General features: G+C 63.4%; 16 protein-coding genes. 9 read left to right on the forward strand and 7 right to left on the reverse strand.

Annotation, left to right across the window (positions count from 1 at the left end; genetic code table 11):
- Positions 1-120: 120 nt before the first annotated feature.
- The 3 genes from AC5P56_RS04235 (at position 121) to AC5P56_RS04245 (ending at position 2,982) form a co-directional block, all read left to right on the forward strand.
- On the forward strand, positions 121-558 hold the full coding sequence (locus tag AC5P56_RS04235; protein ID WP_032957219.1) for a pilin: 438 nt from the start codon (positions 121-123) through the stop codon (positions 556-558).
- 114 nt (positions 559-672) lie between these two features.
- Complete coding sequence (locus AC5P56_RS04240; protein WP_445978752.1) at positions 673-2,562, forward strand: hypothetical protein; 1,890 nt, start codon at positions 673-675, stop codon at positions 2,560-2,562.
- A gap of 3 nt (positions 2,563-2,565) precedes the next feature.
- Positions 2,566-2,982, forward strand: coding sequence for a pilin (locus AC5P56_RS04245; protein WP_032957223.1), 417 nt, complete (start codon positions 2,566-2,568; stop codon positions 2,980-2,982).
- A gap of 33 nt (positions 2,983-3,015) precedes the next feature.
- Here the strand turns inward: AC5P56_RS04245 and AC5P56_RS04250 are convergent, their stop codons facing one another.
- Positions 3,016-4,107: a glycosyltransferase family 4 protein gene (locus AC5P56_RS04250; RefSeq protein ID WP_495231473.1), complete on the reverse strand. Its 1,092-nt coding sequence runs from the start codon at positions 4,105-4,107 to the stop codon at positions 3,016-3,018.
- Positions 4,108-4,275: 168 nt separating this feature from the next.
- On the opposite strand from AC5P56_RS04250, the gene AC5P56_RS04255 reads away from it, so the two are divergent.
- Together AC5P56_RS04255 and AC5P56_RS04260 are read left to right on the forward strand one after the other, a co-directional pair.
- On the forward strand, positions 4,276-5,088 hold the full coding sequence (locus AC5P56_RS04255; protein WP_495231474.1) for an FkbM family methyltransferase: 813 nt from the start codon (positions 4,276-4,278) through the stop codon (positions 5,086-5,088).
- On the forward strand, positions 5,085-6,200 hold the full coding sequence (locus AC5P56_RS04260; RefSeq protein ID WP_049405662.1) for a glycosyltransferase: 1,116 nt from the start codon (positions 5,085-5,087) through the stop codon (positions 6,198-6,200). The genes AC5P56_RS04255 and AC5P56_RS04260 overlap by 4 nt, the downstream gene beginning before the upstream one ends.
- On the opposite strand, the gene AC5P56_RS04265 is transcribed toward AC5P56_RS04260, so the two are convergent.
- Genes AC5P56_RS04265 through AC5P56_RS04275 form a run of 3 tightly spaced genes read right to left on the reverse strand, consistent with a single transcriptional unit; the run spans position 6,163 to position 9,501 of the window.
- Positions 6,163-7,359 carry a lipopolysaccharide biosynthesis protein gene (locus AC5P56_RS04265; RefSeq protein ID WP_262224786.1) on the reverse strand — a complete coding sequence of 399 codons (1,197 nt, stop codon included), beginning with the start codon at positions 7,357-7,359 and terminating at the stop codon, positions 6,163-6,165. The genes AC5P56_RS04260 and AC5P56_RS04265 overlap by 38 nt on opposite strands.
- A gap of 43 nt (positions 7,360-7,402) precedes the next feature.
- A complete protein-coding gene (locus AC5P56_RS04270; RefSeq protein WP_262224787.1) occupies positions 7,403-8,617 on the reverse strand; it encodes a glycosyltransferase family 4 protein in 1,215 nt (404 codons plus the stop codon).
- A gap of 11 nt (positions 8,618-8,628) precedes the next feature.
- Complete coding sequence (locus AC5P56_RS04275) at positions 8,629-9,501, reverse strand: glycosyltransferase family 2 protein (RefSeq protein ID WP_049405668.1); 873 nt, start codon at positions 9,499-9,501, stop codon at positions 8,629-8,631.
- A gap of 363 nt (positions 9,502-9,864) precedes the next feature.
- On the opposite strand from AC5P56_RS04275, the gene pilB reads away from it, so the two are divergent.
- A complete protein-coding gene (gene pilB, locus AC5P56_RS04280) occupies positions 9,865-11,595 on the forward strand; it encodes a type IV-A pilus assembly ATPase PilB (protein WP_014648200.1) in 1,731 nt (576 codons plus the stop codon).
- 114 nt (positions 11,596-11,709) lie between these two features.
- Here the strand turns inward: pilB and AC5P56_RS04285 are convergent, their stop codons facing one another.
- Together AC5P56_RS04285 and AC5P56_RS04290 are read right to left on the reverse strand one after the other, a co-directional pair.
- Complete coding sequence (locus tag AC5P56_RS04285; RefSeq protein ID WP_014648199.1) at positions 11,710-13,083, reverse strand: sigma-54-dependent transcriptional regulator; 1,374 nt, start codon at positions 13,081-13,083, stop codon at positions 11,710-11,712.
- Positions 13,084-13,143: 60 nt separating this feature from the next.
- On the reverse strand, positions 13,144-14,757 hold the full coding sequence (locus AC5P56_RS04290; RefSeq protein WP_014648198.1) for a sensor histidine kinase: 1,614 nt from the start codon (positions 14,755-14,757) through the stop codon (positions 13,144-13,146).
- A gap of 405 nt (positions 14,758-15,162) precedes the next feature.
- Between AC5P56_RS04290 and sucC the strand changes: the two genes are divergently transcribed.
- The 3 genes from sucC to AC5P56_RS04305 all read left to right on the forward strand — a co-directional run bounded on the left by sucC (position 15,163) and on the right by AC5P56_RS04305 (position 19,044).
- On the forward strand, positions 15,163-16,332 hold the full coding sequence (gene sucC, locus AC5P56_RS04295) for an ADP-forming succinate--CoA ligase subunit beta (protein WP_004154430.1): 1,170 nt from the start codon (positions 15,163-15,165) through the stop codon (positions 16,330-16,332).
- Between the two features lie 20 nt (positions 16,333-16,352).
- Positions 16,353-17,228, forward strand: coding sequence for a succinate--CoA ligase subunit alpha (gene sucD, locus AC5P56_RS04300; protein WP_005410793.1), 876 nt, complete (start codon positions 16,353-16,355; stop codon positions 17,226-17,228).
- A 181-nt stretch (positions 17,229-17,409) separates the two neighbouring features.
- A complete protein-coding gene (locus tag AC5P56_RS04305; RefSeq protein WP_014648197.1) occupies positions 17,410-19,044 on the forward strand; it encodes an NAD+ synthase in 1,635 nt (544 codons plus the stop codon).
- A 138-nt stretch (positions 19,045-19,182) separates the two neighbouring features.
- On the opposite strand, the gene AC5P56_RS04310 is transcribed toward AC5P56_RS04305, so the two are convergent.
- Positions 19,183-20,385: a lipase family protein gene (locus AC5P56_RS04310; protein WP_262224788.1), complete on the reverse strand. Its 1,203-nt coding sequence runs from the start codon at positions 20,383-20,385 to the stop codon at positions 19,183-19,185.
- Between the last annotated feature and the right edge of the window lie 2 nt (positions 20,386-20,387).

Raw genomic sequence — 20,387 nt, forward strand, 5'->3', positions numbered from 1 at the left:
GGGGTTGGCACGCAACCTGCGTTGATCCACCCGCAGGGGGCAGGACCCGCTCAGCTGACCACTGGTCAGACCGATCCTGACTTCTGAAATCAACCACCACTTATCTTGGGGATGTACCAAATGAAGAACCAGAAGGGCTTCACCCTTATCGAACTGATGATCGTTGTTGCGATCATCGCCATCCTGGCTGCCATCGCGCTGCCGGCTTACCAGGACTATGTGGCACGCTCGCAGGTTTCCGAAGCGATGACCCTGAGCTCGGGTGCCAAGACCGCTGTTACCGAGTACTACGCCGACAAGGGCGCCTTCCCGACCACCAATGCAATGGCCGGCCTTGCTGGCGCGTCGTCGATCAACGGCAAGTACGTGGCCAGCGTGACCGTTGGTGCCAACGGCGTGATTACCGCCAAGATGAAGGGCTCGGGCTCGGTGAGCTCCAAGGTCGCCGGTCGCGACTTTGCGCTGGTCCCGGCAGACGCTGGCGGCTCGATCACCTGGGACTGCAAGGGCTCCGCCACGACCATCGACGCCAAGTACCGTCCGTCGTCCTGCCGCTAATCGCGCAGACGGCATAGCGGTATGGGGAAAGGGCCGCTTTGCGGCCCTTTCTTTTTGGGGCAAGGGGAGTTCTATTCGATGCGAAGTGTGCCTGCTCAGCGACTGCTGCCTCTGGTGGGTCTTGTCCTGCTGGCGCTGCTGGGTGTGGGCGTCTACTGGAATGGCTTGAATGGGGGGTTCATCTTTGATGACTTTCCCAATCTGGTGGACGATCCGGATTGGCGCTTGACCTCGATGGACTTTACTTCCATCGCGCAGGTCATGGGCAATGGGGTCACGGGCGACGTGGGCCGTCCATTGGCAATTCTCAGTTTCGGCCTGAATTACTACTTTACTGGCTTGGCGCCTTGGCCGATGAAGGCGACCGGGTTGGCTCTACACCTCCTGAATTCAGTGCTGGTGTTCGCCCTGGCGTCCATGCTGATCAGGCGAGTGCTCAGCATTTCGTGGTCACAGGTGCGCTTGACGGCCTTCATGGTCGCCACCGCGTGGATGGTTCATCCATTGCAGGTGTCTACCGTCCTTTATGTCGTGCAGCGCATGGAAATAGGAGGGGCGACGGGAGTCCTGATCGCGCTTCTCTGCTATCTCAAGGCGCGCGGCAGCGCTCCCTGGTCCCGGGCGTCGTTGCTCTGGTGGTGCTGTGCGGTGTTCGGAGCCGGGATTGGCTTGGGCTTCAAAGAGACCGCGATACTCATTCCAGCTTACACACTCTTGATCGAGGTGTTTCTCCTCAAGTTCCGGAATCCGGATGGAACACGCGCGCGCGCAATTTCCCTCCTATATGCCTTTGGAGCGATAGGGGCGATCTTTCTATATTTCGCAGTGATTCTGCCTGGCGCCCTGGCGCCGGAACGCTACTCGGCACGTGATTTCAGCTTGGCAGGCCGGTTGTACTCGCAACCGGCGATTCTGCTGAACTACCTTCAGCAGATCATGCTTCCCTGGCCCGAGTCGTTGAAGTTCTATTACGACAATGCACAGGTCCCGCCATCCTGGCGTTCAACTACTTTCATAGTTCCGGTGCTGGCGCTGGTCGCGCTGTCGACAGCGGCTTGGGGGCTGCGCAAGCGCTGGCCCCTGACGGCACTTGGCATCGGATGGTTCTTTGCCAGCCATTTGCTGACCAGTAACGTTGTGCCGCTGGAGTTGGCATTTGAACATCGGAACTACCTGGCAATCGTGGGTATCGCTCTTGCCCTGGTGCAACCACTGGCCGCGGTGATGCAGAGGTGGACCGTTGAGGCACGCCGTACGGTAGGGGGAGTCCTGCTGCTTTTTGTTGCGGCCATGGGGTGGATCCAGGTGCAGACGTGGGCAGATCCAATGCGCCTTGCTCTCACGTTGTCCAACCGTAATCCTGATTCTTCGCGGGCCGGTTATGAACTTGGACGAGCACTGCTGGCATCGGCCCCCGCCGATCCTGCCTCCCCGGCCTGGGCGCTGGCTGAGAAGGAGTTCACGCATGCGGCCTCATTGCCCGGTAGTTCGCCACTTCCCGAGCAGGCACTGATCATTCTCAAGTCGCATCAAGGGCGGGCGCAGCCCCGGGAGATATGGGGTTCACTTGAGCGGAAGATATCCAGGCGGTCATTGGGACCACAGGAAGTCGGGGCGCTTGAAGCGATCGTCGCATGCCGGGTTGAGGGGGGGTGCAGGCCAGTTGAAGAGCAGGCACTGTTTGCTCTGTTGTCGACCGCAACTGCAGAGAATCCTCGATCGTCGAGGGTCCGGGTAGTGTTCTCCAACTACGCCTTCAACGTGATGAAAGATCCGTCTCTAGCGATGAGGCTCATTCGTGAGGCCGTGCAGATCTCGCCGGAGGACCTGGGATGCCGGCTTTGGTTGCTGAGGATGGGATTGGCATCGAACTTGCTTCAGGTCAGTGAGGCTAGGCAAGGATTGGGGATCCTGCGAGCCGTCAATCATCGCCATGCATATGACCGGGACATTGAGGGCCTGGAGCATTGGCTGGTGGCGAGCCAACAAACAACAGGGGAGTAGTACATGAATCAGCGTGGATTTTCCTTGATCGAACTCATGATCGTGGTCGCTATCATCGCCATCCTGGCGGCAATTGCGCTGCCGGCCTACCAGGACTATGTTGCTCGAGGACAGGTGGCTGAGGGGCTCTCGTTGTCGACCGGGGCCAAGGAGGCAATAGCCACCTACTACTCCGACCATGGGCAGTTTCCTGCCGACAATCGCGCCGCCGGCATGGCTGCTCCAGGGTCGGTCTCCGGAAGATTCGTCCGATCGGTGACCGTTGACGGTACCGGATCGATCTCGGTGGCCTTTGCTTCTTCGGCCAGCGCGAAGGTCGCCGGACAGACACTAGTTCTTACCGCGAGCGATACCAACGGGGCGGTGAACTGGTCTTGTGGAGGGTTGGACGCCCGGTATGTGCCCACATCCTGTCGCTAGACGACAGTCCGGTCCCGGGGCTTGAACGAGAGTTCAGGGGTGATTTGAGCGTGTCGCCTCTAGAAGAAGCGCTTCCATCTGAATGGCTCGCTCTTCCCAGTCGAAGGCCCTCAGGGCGGTATTGGAAAGCGGCATCTGAAGCTGAAGATCGATGGATTCTACGAGATCATTGATGTCGCCGGGGGCGTATACGCGTATTGCGCCCCCGCCGATCCGTCGTGTGTCACCAACGTCTGAGGCGACGATCGGCACACCACAGGCAATCGATTCCGCTAGCTTCAATGGGTAGCAGAAACGCCCAAACCCTGAATTGCGATTGCAGACTACTGAAACATCGAGTGAATTGATTAGTAACGGGACCTGCTTCCAGCCGATGACGCCGAAATCGATGATCCTGGGATGTGGGTAGCGGTGAAGGGTGGCATCCCTGGGGCCGGCAATGACGAGGTGGATGTCGGGGTGGCGCTCTGAAAGTGCCTGGAATGCTCGGAATAGATCTTCAATCCCCCTGCTTTGATCGAGGGCGCCGGCACAGCCAATTAGGCGAGCCTTCACGGGAAGACCAAGGATCTCCCTGCTGACACGTTTGTCGATCGGATGAAACAGATCCCGGCGGACTCCGTTGCCAATGACATGTACTGGAACAGGTGTTGAAAGGGTGGATTTCACGTGATCAGCCAGGGCATGTGTTACTGCGCTGATTGCCTTTGAGCCCGCACATGCGCGACGGAACGCGGCGCGCATGCCTGGGATCCGGCTGAGTCCGAAAGATTCGTAATTGTCGTAGAGATCTGCAACGTGAGGAGTATGGATGTGCTTCGCCAAGCTTGCACCGAGCACGGTGCATGGTGCATCAGAGCTTGTCAGGAGGACATCGATAGGGTGCTGCTGGTGAAGTCGCCTGATAGCACGTTCTAACTGGATGGTCTCGAGTGAAAGAGCGTTGATGGAACGCCATTGAACCCCTGCCGCAGACAGGAAATTCCCGGAATCTCGATGCCGATAGCTCAGTGCGATTCCGCTGATGGCATGCCCACGGCGCGCAAGTGCTTCCGGGATTTCCCAGAGTCGGCCATAGCGGTCGTCGATGAGGTCGCGTCCGGTGTACTGCCGCTTGCTGAGCATGAGGACATGCATGGACTGACCTGTATGGAAAATCAGATGGGTAGTGCATCATCATGGGCCAGTTGAAGGTGGGAAGTCACCTGCGGGGGGGGCATGGGATTTGCAACAGCGCTGAGGCGGGTGGGTAATCAGCTGCGCATCGGGGAGCGGCCGGGCTGGGTGCAGAGCATGCTGCGCCGCCTGTTCCGTCGGGCCCGCGGGCGGCAGACCGTACGCGATTTCGATGGCCGGTTCATCATGACCCTCGATCTTGCCGAGCATATGCAGCGTCGCATGTTCTGGATGGGCTACTACAACCTTCGCCTCGTCTCTCTCCTCGACCGTCTCCTCGAGCGGGGAATGACCGTGATCGATGTGGGTGCCAACATCGGGGAGATTAGCCTGGTCTGCGCGAATCGAGTGGGCAGTGCCGGTCATGTCGTCGCATTGGAGCCGATAGCCGGGATTGCTGACGAATTGCGATTGAATGTGCGGCGCAATGGGCTGCAGGGGATAGTGCAGGTCCATCAGCAGGGCTTGGCGGGAGAGGTTGGCCGGCAGGCGATCTATGCGTCCTACGGACAGCATGATGTGGATGAAGTTAATCTGGGGCTGGGGAGCCTGCATGGAACCGAGGGCGTCGACCAGCGCATTGGAATGGTCGACATCACGACGCTGGACGAACTCGTACGGCGTATTGGCCTGTCACGGCTGGACCTATTGAAGGTCGACATTGAAGGCGGTGAGTTGCCCTGTCTGCAGGGGGGGATCGAAACGCTACGACGCTTCCTGCCGATAATTGCGGTGGAAGTGCAGGAGCGCTCCAGCCTGGCCGCTGGATACCATAGTCGGGAGATTCTGGAGCTGCTATCGCCATTGGGCTATCGCTTCTATCGCTTGGAGGCGAGGCGGCGGTTGGTTCGGATCGATGTTCAGGATCTGCGTGACTATCAGGATGTGATCTGCATTGCAGGGCCGGTCCGGGCCTTGGAGGTTGCATGATCTGGCTGCTGGCCAGCCGCTGGGAAGCCGGCGGATTGGAGCGCGTGCAATTGAACCTCGCGCGTGGCTTCAAGAAGAGAAAATGCTCGGTGAGTATCATCGCCGGGCGTGATCTGAATGGGCCGGGTGACAATGGTGAAGTGACGTTCATCGCTCCGCGCGGTGCCTGGCAGATGCTCCTTGGATTGCCCTTGCGCATCCGACGTGAGCGGCCACGCGTCGTGGTCACTACCTCCAACGACATTGCGGTATGGGTCACCTTCTGGCGCCGCATTCTCTATCCTTCTACGGCAGTCGTTGTGGCTCAGCATCTTTCGCTGTCAGGGCCCAGGCGGGCGGCTCGTGGGTTTGTCAGGCTCAAACTGGAATTGATTCGTTGGGCGATGCGGGGCATGCTGACGCGGTCCCAGGGTCTGGTCGCTGTTTCTGTGGCGTTGGCGGCAGAAATGGCGTCTGAGCTGAAGCTCCCTCGCTCCGGAATACGAGTGATTCACAACCCGTTGGTCAGTACGGAGGGTGTGCAGGCAAGGCACATTTCTCAGGCGTGGCCCTTCCCGCATGACGATGTTCCGGTTTTTATCTATGCGGGGCGCCTTTCACCGGAGAAGCGCCTCGATCTTCTTTGGGAGGCATTTGTGCTGGTGCGAGCCACCCATCCGGCACGTTTGCTCATACTGGGACAGGGGCCGGAAGGTGCGCGTGTGGCCCAGTGGATTGAGAGGAGCACATTCCAGAGCGACTGCGCTCTGCTGGGGCGGGTGGAGGATGCGCTGCCCTGGATGGCCCGAAGCACGGCGCTGGTGCTGCCGTCAGACTACGAAGGGTTTGGCAATGTCCTGGTCGAGGCCATGAGCTGCGGCGTTCAGGTGATTGCTACCGACTGCCCACACGGTCCGTCGGAAGTCCTGGGCGGCGGTCGGTTTGGTCAACTGGTGCCTGTGGGAGATGCGCATGCATTGGCCCAGGCCATGAGGAATGTGCTGAATGGAAGGCGGCAGGTGGCTGCTGAAGATCTTCGCGAACGTAGCAAGGCATTCTCCATCGATGCAGCCTGTGAGGCGTATCTGGAGCTCTTCAGCTTGGCAATTGAGCGGCTTCAGGGCCGGGACTGAAAATCACAGTCAACCATGCGGCCATTGCCATCAGTGCTTCGGCGACGATGATCATCCAAACCGCTCCCAACAGTCCGTGTGCAGGAATCCAGGCTGCGGCGATCAAGGTCATTATCACCAGCCCGAGAGTCTCGATGACGAATCGATGCATTTTCTTGCCACGTCCAATCAGCACATTACAGGCGATTTGGCGCAGGCTGTAGCCGATGATGAACAGGCCCATCCATTGCAGGCCGGGAATGGCAGCAGAGAACTCAATACCGAGCACGGAGGGCAAGATGCTGGCGGTACACCACAGCACGAGGCCCCCCAGCGTTCCATACGCCGTCGCGACCAAGATCATTGAAACGATCAGGTGTAGATGCTGGGGGGACACTGGTTGCGCACGGAACAACCGCGGCATCGCTGACATGACCATTGCATCGAGTGGCATCGCAATTACCGCCGCGATGCGATAGCACGCAGCATACAAGCCGGCTAGCTCGCTTCCACCTGCATGCAGGACGAGCGATTTATCCAGCGTAGTCACGGCAACGGCAGAACTCCAGGCAGCGGCGTGTCCCGTGCCATGAGCCAGATCGCTGCGTCCGATCTGCAGGTGTGCTGGGCCGGGGCGCAGTATTCGCCGGACCAGCATGAGGGCCAGCACCGCGCTGCATGCCGAAGAGGCCAGGTGCAGCAATAGATAGGTCGTCAGGTTGTGGTCGACCGGTAGCAGCCCGAAGATGCAGATGGCTGCAAGCCTCATGCCTGCGTTCAATGCGGGAAGGGCAGCGGCCCAGCCCAAACGATCATTGGCTGAAAATGCGAATGCAGCATTGGTGACGATAGGGAATGCGATGATCTCCGAAAGCGCGACAAGGCCGAGTGCGGGCCACGACATCAAGCCAGCGGTCAGTAGAGAAAAGGCCAAGGAAAGTGGCGCTGCGCTCAGGGCGCAGAGCACAAGGCTCTGCTTCCAATAACGGGGAAACTTACTGTGGTCCGCAGTGCTGTATTGATACATCAGCATGCCGCTGCCCAGCCCGACTAGGCCGGCAAGAGCCGAGGCCGTGCCAACCGTGCCGGAGAACAGGCCGTAGTCGGTTGCCCCCAAAACGCGAGCGCCGAGGATGATCCATGCAGCCAAGCACGCCATCCGCATGCCCTGCCAGAACATCACCAGGATCGAGGTCCTAGCAAGGTTGCCAAGGCGCGGTAGCCTAGCGGACATTCTGGGGCTCCATGATGGCGCGCAGTTGCTTCGCATAGTCTGCGGCGACTTGCGAATGATCGAAGCGAGCTACCAGCTCAGGTCGTTGTGCGTGCGCCCACGCTTGCGCCTGTTCCGGTGCACTCAGCAGTTCGATGAGTACGCTTGCAAGCGAAGCTGAGGATCGTTGCGTGGCCAGATAGCGAGGCGGGCCTGCTGGAAATGCATCACGTACTGCCGGCACGTCCGTGGTCACGACCGGGCAGCCGCAACCGAGAGCTTCCACAGTAACCAATCCAAGCCCTTCCTGATCTCCGTTGCGGGCCTCGACGAAGGGAGCGACGAGCGTAGTCGCACGTTGGTAGTAGGCGGGAAGCGCGTTCTGTGTCACCGGACCGACGAAACGGACGTGCTTTTGCAGACCTAATGCTGCCACCTGAGCTTCCCGTTCTGGTAGTTCCGGCCCGTGTCCGATGACGGTGAGGAAAACCTGGGAATGACGAGCCAGAACGAGTGGCAAAGCATCAATCAGGTACGTCAATCCCTTCTTCTCGACCAGTCGTCCGACGAACAGCAGTTCGTTACGTGCCCGCTTCACTGGGGAGGGGACAAAGCGGTGTTGAAGGTCCACGCCCATTGGCGAAACTGCCAAGGGAAGGTTCGCCGCTAATGCGCGAAAGGGCGCCACCATCGCCTGACTGACGACGCTGGCCGCTTGTGCGCGAGCTAGGGAGAATCGTTTCACGGCCGAGAGGAGCCGCCCCTTCAGAGAGAAGAGATCTCCGCCATGAGATGTAATCAGCATCGGGGGGCGGAGGCGTCTTGGCAGCAGCGCGCTTGTGAGTCCCTGCGGAATGATCCAGTGTGCATGCAGCACTTCGTGACGATTTCGCCGCAGCTCGCGTTGCAATGCCCACCACTGACACAGCAGGAACGTGGGCAACAGTGCAAGCATCCAAGGTCGGCGGCGCAAGTTGGAGGTGATGCCACCACCATTGACAAGTTGCTCCATGCCTTCCGGCGCGTAGCGATAGCGAATGACCTGTACACCGTCCAGTTTCTCTTGGGTGGCGGCGCCAGGAGCGTGAGGACATAGCACAGTGACCCGGAAATCACCGGTCAGATGCCGGCTGAGGGCGTGCACGAACCCAGGCTCGGTGTCTCCTTCCCACCGCGGATAGGTGGACGCCACGACCAGCAGCCCCGGAAGAGAGGCGGTCTGCATGCCTCCCTCAGTCACTCGGTTGAGTCCTTCCGCGATGCAAGGTAGGTAAGGCCGGTGATCTGCTCCGATACCAAGCCGATAAGGAAGATGATCACCGATGCGCTGAACAGCAGTGTGCTCATGTTGGTGAAGCGATGCATGGTCGCGAATGTATACCCGTAGTAGCCCAAGCCCAGAAGGAAGAAGGCCAGCGCCACGGGTGCGAACAGCTTCAGGGGAGAGTACAAGGTGGCAATCTTGAAGATGATCAGCAGGAAGCGGATTCCATCCTTGATCGGACGAATGTGGCTGCCGTTCCCCACACGCTTCGCGACAGGAATGGGGACATAGGCAACAGGGTAGGCGCTTCGGAAGAATGCCATGGTGCTGGTCGTTGGGTAGCTAAATCCGTTAGGCAGCAAATGCAGGAACTCGCGGAAGCGTCGCGCGCGTACCGCACGGAAGCCCGAAGTCAGGTCCATTACTTTGAAGCCGGTCATATGGCTGGCCAGCCAGTTGTAGAATCGATTGGCAAGGCCGCGGTGAACGTTGGCTTGGCCGCTGCTGTCGCGAGCGCCGACGACCATGTCGTAGCCCTCGGATAGCTTATCCAGCAATGCCCGGATGTGGGCCGGGTCATGCTGCCCATCGGCATCCATGAACACCAGAATGTCTCCACAGGCTGCACGTGCGCCACGTTTGATCGAGGCACCGTTACCCATCGAATAGGGGCTGGAAAGCACCCGAACACCTTGTTCCCGCGCAATTGTTGCGGTGGCGTCGGTGGAGCCGTCATCGACTACGATGATCTCTGCAAGTGGGTACTGCAAACGAAGTTCCGGCAGCGTGCGAAGAAGGCCTTCGGCTTCATTCTTGGCCGGCAGGATGATGCTGAGCTGATTCAAAGTGTGTCCCCATTTTCCCCGGTGCAATGGTACTCCGCTGCGGTGCCTGAATGGGGCGGGGAAGGAGCGGAAGGAAAGGCACGGGTCAGACCTCCTCCAACCTGAAGTAGTCTGAGGAGCGGCTGTAGACGAAAGCGATGTGGAAACATGTGACCAGAAGGGATGTTGGCGGGCCGTTGACGGGGCTATCATCCCCGGGGGAGTCAGGATCGTGCCTGCCGGGCTGGGAGTGCCGGGCGAGGCAGTCATGCTGAAGGATTGGCGTCGTCGTCGGCCATCGGGTCGCGGCAGGTTCTGCTGCCCTGTGCGGTGCCTCTGGAAGGCGCGCCGCACTGCCTGACCCATGATGAGCCAAGGATCCATATGAACGCCGTAACCACCGCCAATCTCGTCGGCATCACCGGCCTGGCCCGTCGCCTGGTCCAGGATGGTGCGCTGGACGAGGCTTCCGCCCGCGACGCCATGGCCAAGGCCGCTGCGGCCCGGCAGCCGCTGCCGACCTGGTTCGCGCAGAACAAGGTGGTCGGGGCGGCCCAGTTGGCGGCGGCCAACGCGGTCGAGTTCGGCATGCCGCTGTTCGACGTGTCCACGTTCGACGCCAGCCAGAACGCGATGAGCCTGGTCAGCGAGGAGCTGCTGCGCAAGCACAACGTGCTGCCGCTGTTCAAGCGCGGCGGCAAGCTGTTCGTGGGTACCAGCAATCCGACCCATTCGCTGGACGAGATCAAGTTCCACACCAATCTGGTGGTGGAGCCGATCCTGGTGGATGAAGACCAGATCCGCCGCACGCTCGAGCAGTGGCATGCCAGCCATGACACGCTGGGCGACGCGCTGGGCGGTGACGACGATGGCATGGGCAACCTGGATGTTGCGGCCGGAGACGAGGATCTCGGCGCCGGTGGCGACTCCGGCATCGATGCCAAGGGTGATGACACCCCGGTGGTGAAGTTCGTCAACAAGGTACTGGTGGACGCGATCCGCAAGGGCGCCTCGGACATCCACTTCGAGCCCTATGAAGACGACTATCGCGTGCGCCTGCGCATCGATGGCCTGCTGAAGATGGTCGCGCGCGCGCCGGTGAAGCTGAACCAGCGCATCGCCGCGCGCCTGAAGGTGATGGCGCAGCTGGACATCGCCGAGAAGCGCGTGCCGCAGGACGGACGCATCAAGCTCAACCTGTCCAAGACCAAGCAGATCGACTTCCGCGTCAGCACGCTGCCGACCCTGTTCGGCGAGAAGGTGGTGCTGCGTATCCTGGACGGCAGCGCGGCCAAGCTGGGCATCGACAAGCTGGGTTACGAGCCGGACCAGCAGAAGCTGTTCCTGGACGCCATCCACAAGCCCTACGGCATGGTGCTGGTGACCGGCCCGACCGGTTCGGGCAAGACGGTGTCGCTGTATACCGCGCTGGGCATCCTCAACGACGAGACGCGCAACATCTCCACCGCCGAAGACCCGGTGGAAATCCGCCTGCCCGGCGTCAACCAGGTGCAGCAGAACAACAAGCGCGGCATGACCTTCGCCGCGGCACTGCGCTCGTTCCTGCGACAGGATCCGGACATCATCATGGTCGGCGAAATCCGCGACCTGGAGACGGCCGAGATCGCGATCAAGGCGGCGCAGACCGGCCACATGGTGCTGTCCACGCTGCACACCAACGATGCACCGCAGACCATCGCGCGCCTGATGAACATGGGCATCGCGCCGTACAACATCACCAGCTCGGTGACGCTGGTGATCGCCCAGCGCCTGGCGCGCCGGTTGTGCAACAACTGCAAGCGCCCGGCCAACCTGCCAGAGCACGCGCTGCTGGCTGAAGGCTTCACCCAGGCGCAGCTGGATGCGGGTATCGAGCTGTACGAGGCGGTCGGCTGTGACGAATGCACCGAGGGCTACAAGGGCCGTACCGGTATCTACCAGGTGATGCCGATGACCGACGAGATCGCCACGATCGTGCTGGCTGGCGGCAATGCGTTGCAGATTGCCGAGGCCGCACAGCAGATCGGGGTGAACGATCTGCGCCAGTCGGCGTTGAAGAAGGCGGCTGCGGGTGTCACTAGCCTGGCCGAGATCAACCGCGTTACCAAGGATTGAGGTAGAGCCGAGCCTATGCTCGGCTGATGGTTCGAAGAGCAGCCGAGCGTGGGCTCGGCTCTACAGTAGATCTGCGTCGTGCGTGGATGGGGTGGCCCGCGTCGGGCCCTGTCCTTACTCCATCCCCAGCTTCTTCAGCTTGTAGCGCAGCGCGCGGAAGGTGATGCCCAGCTGCGCGGCGGTGCGGGTCTTGTTCCAGCGGTTCTCTTCCAGCGCGCGCTGGATGGCGCTGCGTTCGAGCTGTTCGATATACGAGGGCAGGGCGGCGCTGCCCGGCTGCAGGTCCACCACGGCCTCGGCGTGTGCTGCGCTGCCGGGCGTGCGCGGGGCATGCTGCGGCAGGCGCAGGTCGTCGGCGCCGATGCGGTCTTCTTCGGCCAGGGCCAGCGCGCGTTCCAGGATGTTCTCCAATTCGCGCACGTTGCCAGGGAAGGCGTACTGGGCCAGTGCGTCCAGCGCCGACGGCGCCAGCAACGGCGTCGGGCGGCCATGGCTGCGGGCCAGCCGTGCCAGTACCGATGCGGCCAGTTCCGGCAGGTCCTGGCGACGCTCGCGCAGCGGCGGCACCCTCAGTTCGATCACGTTGATGCGGTAGTAGAGGTCGTGGCGGAAGCGCCCGTCCTCGACCAGCTCGGCCAGGTCCTTGTGGGTGGCCGAGAGGATGCGCACGTCCACCGGCTCCTCGGTAGCCGCGCCCACCGCGCGCACCGACTTCTCCTGGATCGCGCGCAGTAGCTTCACCTGCATCTGCAGCGGCAGCTCGGCCACTTCGTCGAGGAACAGGGTGCCGCCATGCGCGGCCTGGAACAGCCCGGGCTTGTCGGCGTGGGCGCCGCTGAAGCTGCCTTTGCGGTGGCCGAAGAATTCGCTTTCCATCAGCTCGCCGGGAATGGCGCCGCAGTTGACCGGCACGAACGGGCCGGCCGCGCGGGCGCCCTGGGCGTGGATGGTGCGTGCGACCAGCTCCTTGCCCACGCCGGATTCGCCGAGGATGTAGACCGGCGCCTGGCTGCGCGCGACCTTGCCGATGGTGGTACGCAGCACGTCCATGGCCGGCGAATCGCCCAGCAGGCGTGCGCCCTGTTCGGCGGCGGGGCCGGGTGCAGGGCGCTCGGTGTTGTTCAGTTCCAGCGCGTGCTTGACCAGGCCGCGCAGCACGGCGATATCCACCGGCTTGCTGACGAAGTCGAAGGCGCCGGCCTTCAGCGCTTCCACGGCCAGGTCCATGCTGCCGAAGGCGGTGATCATCGCCACTGGCGTGCGCGGGTAGTGCTGCGCGATCTCGCTGACCAGCTCGATGCCATTGCCGTCCGGCAGGCGCATGTCGGTGATGCACAGGTCGTACGGATTGCTGGCCAGCAGTTCGCGCGCTTCTGCAAGGTTGGCTGCCGTACTGATGCGCAGCCCCATGCGGCCGAGCGTCAGTACCAGCAGTTCGCGGATGTCGCGTTCGTCGTCGACGACGAGGGCGCTGCGGGTTTCGTTCATGGGCGTGAAAGATAAACGAGGGGGCTGGAAGCGACAAATGTTTGACGCACAGAATCGAGATCAGGTGGGCAACAGCGTATGCGGGCCGGGCAGCACCAGGCGGAAGCAGGAGCCTCCAGCGGGAACCGGGATGTAGTCCAGCCGCGCCTGGTTGGCCCGGCACAGCTCGCGGGCGATATACAGGCCCAGCCCGGTGCCATGCTCGGACGTGGTGAAGAACGGTCGGAACAACTGTGCGGCCACACTCTCGGGAATACCGGGGCCACGGTCCATCACGTCGATGACCGCACTGCGCTCGTGCTGCGCCACGCGCAGGCGCACCCGCGCCGGCTGCTGGCCGATGCGGCCATATTTGAGCGCGTTGTGCACCAGTACGGTCAGCACCTGGTAGAGGTGCTTGGTGTCGACCTGGGCCAGCACCGAGGTGTCGTTGATGATCGGCTCAATGCTGTCGGTCTCCAGCGTCTGGCCCTGCTTGTACTCCAGCACGAAGCGGCGCACGAAGGCGGCCAGGTCGACGTTCTCCGGCGTGGCGCGCTCGCGCCGGGCCAGGCCCAGCACGCTTTCGACGATGCCGTTGGTGCGCTGGCACTGCTGGCGGATGATCTGCAGCAGGCGGCGGTCGCTTTCGTTGAAGCCGGTGCCTTCTTCCAGCAGCTGCACCGCGTAGTTGATCGCGGCCAGTGGGTTGCGGATCTCGTGGGCGAGGCTGGCCGAGAAGCGGCCCATCGCCGACAGGGTGAGCGATTCGGCGCGGCGCGAGACCACGCTGGAGTCGTCCAGGAACACCAGGGCCAGGTCGCTGCCGGCCAGCAGGCGGGCAAAGCGCGGCTGCACTTCGGGCTGGTCGGGGTTGAGCTGCAGCGGTAGTTCGTCCTGCGCCCAGCCATTGCGCCAGCGCTGCAGGCGACGGGCGAGTTCCGGGGCGGCGCTGGCCAGGTCCAGGCGGCCGCTTTCGCCGCTGCCATCACTGTCACCGAGCAGCATCGAGGCCGCCTCGTTGGCCAGGGTGACGCGGTTGTCGGCGTCGACCACCAGCACGCCGGTACGCATGCGGCGGATGATCAGCTCGTTGATCTGGAACAGGTTGGCCACTTCATCGCCGCGCTGGTTGGCCAGCTGCTGGTTGCGGCGCGCGCGGCTGCCGACCTGGTAACTGATGAAGGCCAGTGCCAGGTAGCTGGTGGCGAACATGGCCAGTTCGGCCAGGGTACGGGTGGGGTCGCCGCCTTCCAGCAGCTTCCAGGTGTACTCCACGCCGGTGGCGAGGCTGGCGGCCAGGGCCAGGCCCAGCCCCAGGCTGAGCGGCAGCAGGGTGGCGGCGGCGGCGATGTTGAACAGCAGCGACATCGAGATGCCGGCGCTGGCACCGGGCAGAGCATGTGACAGCAGGGTGGCGGCGACGATGTCCACCAGCACGCCGCTGACCACGATCGGGCGCAGCCAGCGTTCGTTGCGGCCGATCACCAGGGCCAGCAGGGACAGCACCAGGTAGATGGCGGCGACGGTGTCGGCCAGCCGCGGGTGGTGCGCTTCGCCGACCATGGCCGACAGCGGGCTGTAGAGCAGCGCGGCGATGACCGAGGCGATCAGCACCCGGTACAGCGCGAAGAAATACAGCTCACGCCGCGGAATCGATTCGATGCGGTCGATCAATGAAGCACTGGGTGACACGCCGGAACTCCCCTTCTGGCTGCCTGGGTCTGGAATCTGCGGCAGGCCTGCCCGGCGTCCCCTGAGGCCGGGCGGGCACGTCGCTTCGATGTGGCCTGCGGTGGAAGCAGCAGGGCAAGCCCGACTCTACACACCTTGGTCGGCCAGTATAGGGCCCCGGGCAGGGCGCCGCCGGAGCCGCCCGGATCGCGCATTTGGCCCGGGATGGATACCGGTGGCCAGTGGGCCGCCGGGCGCAACTGCCTGAATGACGGCGGAAATCTGGCCGGGTCTGGCGTTTTGTACAGACTTCTTTGCGCCCCGGCGCCGGCTCGGCCACAATAGTGGGCCCGCCGCGGTCCATGCCGGCGCCCCGCCGGGGCCCTGAGGAATTGCGTGCGGTCGTTCCTATTCCCACGGTGACGCATGAATTTCCACGAATACCAGTCAAAACAACTGCTTGCCGAGTACGGCATCCCGGTCCCGGCCGGCAAGGTCGCTGCGACCCCGGACGAAGCGGTTGCCGCTGCCAACTCCCTGGGCCAGGGCCCTTGGATGGTCAAGGCGCAGATCCACGCTGGCGGCCGCGGCAAGGCTGGCGGCGTCAAGTTCTGCAAGACCACCGACGACGTGAAGGCCGCTGCGGCCAAGATGCTCGGCACCAAGATGGCCACCTACCAGACCGCAGGCGTTGAACTGCCGGTCAACCTGGTGCTGGTGACCACCGCCGGCGAGATCGTCAAGGAACTGTACCTGTCGGTGCTGGTCGACCGTGGCACCAAGACCATCACCTACATCGCCTCTTCGGAAGGCGGCGTGGAAATCGAGCAGGTCGCTGCTGAAACCCCGGAGCTGATCCACTCGCTGAACGTCGACTTCGTCGAAGGCGTGCAGGGTTACCACGGCCGTGATTTCGGCTTCAAGCTGGGCCTGACCGCCAAGCAGGCCGGCCAGTTCGCCAGCATCATGGTGAACCTGTACCGCCTGTTCAACGAAAAGGACCTGGCCCTGGTTGAAATCAACCCGCTGGCCATCCTGGACGACGGCAACCTGTACGCGCTGGACGGCAAGTTCGACAGCGACGACAACGCCGCGTTCCGCCAGAAGGCCCTGGTCGCCATGCGCGACAAGACCCAGGAAGATCCGACCGAAGTGATCGCTTCGGAGCTGGACATCAACTACGTCACCATGGACGGCAACATCGGCTGCATGGTGAACGGCGCCGGCCTGGCCATGGCCACCATGGACGTCATCAAGCTCAACGGCGGCGAGCCGGCGAACTTCCTGGACGTGGGCGGCGGTGCCAACAAGCAGCGCGTCATCGAAGCGTTCAAGCTGATCCTGTCCTCGGACAAGGTTGAAGGCATCTTCGTCAACATCTTCGGCGGCATCGTCCGCTGCGACATGATTGCCGAAGGCATCATCGCCGCCGTGAAGGAAGTGGGCGTCAAGGTTCCGGTCGTGGTGCGCCTGGAAGGCACCAACGTGGAAGAAGGCAAGCAGCTGCTGCGCGACAGCGGCATGGCCATCATCCCGGCTGACAACATCAACGATGGCGCCAAGAAGATCGTTGAAGCTGTCAAGAACGCTGCCTGATTCGACACCAAGGAATTCTCATGTCTGTTTTGATTAACAAGAACACCAAGGTGATCGTGCAGGGCTTCACCGGCCAGCAGGGCACCTTCCACGCCACTCAGATGATCGAGTACGGCACCCAGGTTGTTGGCGGCGTGACCCCGGGCAAGGGTGGCACCACCCACATCGATCTGCCGGTCTTCAACACCGTTGCCGACGCCGTGCAGAGCACCGGCGCCAACGCTTCGGTCATCTACGTGCCGCCGCCGTACGCGGCCGACGCGATCCTGGAAGCCGCAGCTGCCGGTATCAAGGTCATCGTCTGCATCACCGAAGGCATCCCGGTGCTGGACATGCTGCGCGTCAAGAACGTGCTGACCCGTTCGCATCCGGACACCGTGCTGATCGGGCCGAACTGCCCGGGCGTCATCACCCCGGGCGAGTGCAAGATTGGCATCATGCCGGGCCACATCCACCAGCCGGGCAAGATCGGTATCGTGTCGCGTTCGGGCACCCTGACCTATGAAGCGGTCAAGCAGACCACCGAAGTCGGCCTGGGCCAGTCCACCTGCATCGGCATCGGTGGTGACCCGATCAACGGCCTGAACTTCGTCGACTGCCTGAAGCTGTTCAACGAAGACCCGCAGACCGAAGGCATCATCATGGTTGGCGAGATCGGCGGTGACGCTGAAGAAGCCGGCGCCGAGTACATCAAGAACCACGTGAAGAAGCCGGTCGTCGGTTTCATCGCCGGTGCGTCGGCTCCGGCCGGCAAGCGCATGGGCCACGCGGGCGCGATCGCCTCGGGCGGCAAGGGCACCGCCGAAGGCAAGTTCGCCGCCATGGAAGCTGCCGGTGTTGTCACCGTCCGCTCGCCGGGCGATCTGGGCGCTGCCATCGCCAAGCTGGTGAAATAAGATCGACTGCCGCCGGCAGACGATGCTGTAGAGCCGGCCGCTGGCCGGCTGCTTGAACACAGAAAGGCCGCCTCCGGGCGGCCTTTCTGCGTCTGGTGTGGGGCCAGATCCCTTTTGCTGTGCAAAAGGGATCTGACCCCGGCGTTACAATGGCGGCATTGCAACCACAGGCTGGAATCCCATGGCTTCGATCCGCATCGCGATGGCGCAGTTCGACTTCCCGGTCGGCGATGTCGCCGGCAACACCGAGCGCATCATCGAGATGATCGGCCAGGCGCGCGACGAGTACGGCGCCGAGCTGGTGATGTTCCCCGAGCTGGCGGTGAGCGGCTACCCGCCGGAAGACCTGCTGCTGCGCCCGGGCTTCCTGTACGAGTGCGAGCAGGCGATGGCCCGCATCGCTGCCGCCTGCCGCGGCATCACCGCCGTGGTCGGCTGGCCGCAGGCGGCTGGCGCGGTGGTCTACAACGCCGCCAGCGTGCTGCGTGATGGCCTGGTCGAGCAGACCTACCGCAAGCGTGAGCTGCCCAACTACGCCGTGTTCGACGAGCGCCGCTACTTCGATGTCGATCCGGATGGCGGCAGCTGCGTGTTCGAGGTCAACGGTATTCCGGTTGGCCTGCTGATCTGCGAGGACCTGTGGTTTGCCGAGCCGCTGGCCGACACCATGCGCGCCGGTGCGCAGCTGGTGGTGGTGCCGAATGCTTCGCCGTACGAGCGTGGCAAGCATGCCCAGCGCGACGCCGTGCTGGCTGCACGTACCCGCGAGAGCGGGGCGGCGATCGCTTACCTCAACGTGGTTGGCGGCCAGGACGCGCTGGTGTTCGATGGCGCCTCGGTGGTGGCCGACGGTGATGGCACGGTGCACCCGGCCGCTGCTGCCTTCGTCGACCAGTGGCTGGTGGTGGAGTACGACGGCGCCAGCCGCCGCTTCATGCCGCACGTGTGGATGGACGACGGCGACGAGAGCATGGACGCGCTGGCCTGGCGCGCGGTGACCCGTGGCATCCAGGACTACTGCCGCAAGAACGGCTTCAAGAAAGTGTGGCTGGGCCTGTCCGGCGGCATCGACTCGGCGATCGTGCTGGCCATGGCGGTGGACGCGATGGGCGCGGAGAACGTAACCGCCGTGCGCCTGCCGTCGCGCTACACCGCGGGCCTGTCCAACGACCTGGCGGCCGAGCAGTGCCAGGCGCTGGGCGTGAAGCTGGAGGCGGTGTCGATCGAGCCGGCGTTCAAGGGCCTGATGGAAGCGTTGGCGCCGATGTTCGAGGGCACCGCGCCGGACGTGACCGAAGAGAACCTGCAGTCGCGCAGCCGCGGGGTGATCCTGATGGCGCTGGCCAACAAGTTCGGCGGCTTGCTGCTGACCACCGGCAACAAGAGCGAGTACGCGGTCGGCTACGCCACCATCTACGGCGACATGTGCGGTGGCTATGCGCCGCTGAAGGACCTGTACAAGACCGAAGTGTTCGGCCTGTCCAAGTGGCGCAATACCGTGGGCGGCGCACCGGTGATCCCGCCGGCGGTGATCAGCCGCCCGCCGTCGGCCGAGCTGCGCGAGAACCAGCTGGACCAGGATTCGTTGCCGGCCTATGACGTGCTGGACGGCATCCTGTACCGCTACATCGACCAGGAGCAGTCGCGCACGGAGATCGTGGCGGCCGGCTATGACGCGGCCGTGGTCGACCGCGTGCTGCGGCTGGTGCGCATCAGCGAGTGGAAGCGGCACCAGGCCGCGCCGGGGCCGAAGGTCTCGCGCCGCGCCTTTGGCCGCGAGCGTCGTTACCCGATCAGCAACGGCTACAAGGGCTGAGGCAGCGGTTGGCAGTGCCGGCCGCTGGCCGGCAACGCCCTATAGCGCGTATCCACGCATGGCGTGGATCTACTGCATTCGGTAGTGCCGGCCGCTGGCCGGCAACTTCCTGGATCGCGTATCCGGCATGGCGTGGATCTACCGGGCTTCGTCGAGCCGTTGTTCGAGGCCTGCGATCTCCGCAGCGTCGTTGAAGTGGTCGCCCTCCAGTCGTGCACGCACGAACGCCAGGGCATCCGCCGCCGCCGCATCCAGCGTGCCGCGATGATCGACCGGGTAGCGCCGGAACGCGACCGGCTCACCTCGCAAGGCCAGGCTTGCGGCGTACAGCAGGGTGGTCAGATAGGGCACGTCGCGGTCCTCGCTGCCATGGGCCAGCATCAGCGGCTGGCTGAAGCCGCGGCGCGGTACACCCAGATAGTCGTACAGCACCGCCCAGATGCCCGGCACGCTGGTCAGTGGTGCAGTAAACATGCTGCCGGTATCGGCGCCGTCCAGCGTGGCGGTCAGTTCGCTCAGGCACTGCTCGCGGGCCACTGCCACACGGGCACGGCCTGCGTCGCTGAGGACGCGGTCGATCTGAGGCGCGGCCTGCAGCAGGCCGTCGAGCAGATACGCGTGATATGCGTTGGGTGCGCCAGGATTGGCGGTGCGGTTGCCGGGATTCATCACCAGCGCGGTCAGTTCGACTGCGGTGGGCGTTCCGGCGGTGAAACTGCCGCGGTACTGCAGGGATGGGCCGCCATGGGAGGCGGCCAGATGGCCTGCTGTCAATGCGGCCGCGCCCCCCTGCGAATATCCGACCGAGACCCAGCGCGGCGACAATGTTGCCGTCCCCAGGTACTGGCGGCTGGCCTTGACCATGTCGATGGCGTTGCGCGCCGCGGTACGCACGTGCAGGTAGGCATGATTGCCTGGGCTGCCCAGGCCCTGGTAGTCGGCGGCGGCGACGGCATAGCCCTGGGCCAGGAACACGTCCAGGAAGCGTCCGTCGCGTTCGGCATGGGTGGGGCCGGAGACCGAGGGCGCACAGCGATCCGCAATGCCCTGAGTGCCATGTGCCCAGGACACCACCGGCCACCCGCCCGCAGGCGCCGCGCCGGCGGGCAGGTACAGCAGGCCGGTGCCTTCGGCCAACTGGCCGCGGTGGTCCGGGGTGCGATAGTGCAGCTTGTACGCCTGGGCGGCCCTGGACGGCACCCAGGGCGCGCGATAGGGGGCGGCAGACAGCAGATCGCCCGGCGCGGCCGGTGCAGCGGCCAGGGGGCGCGGGGATAGCGCCAGCAGGGCGGTGGCGATGAGGCAGGACAGGGGACGGAAACTGCAGCGCAGTGGGGCCATGG

This window comes from Stenotrophomonas sp. YJH_SMC_131, assembly GCF_059367975.1.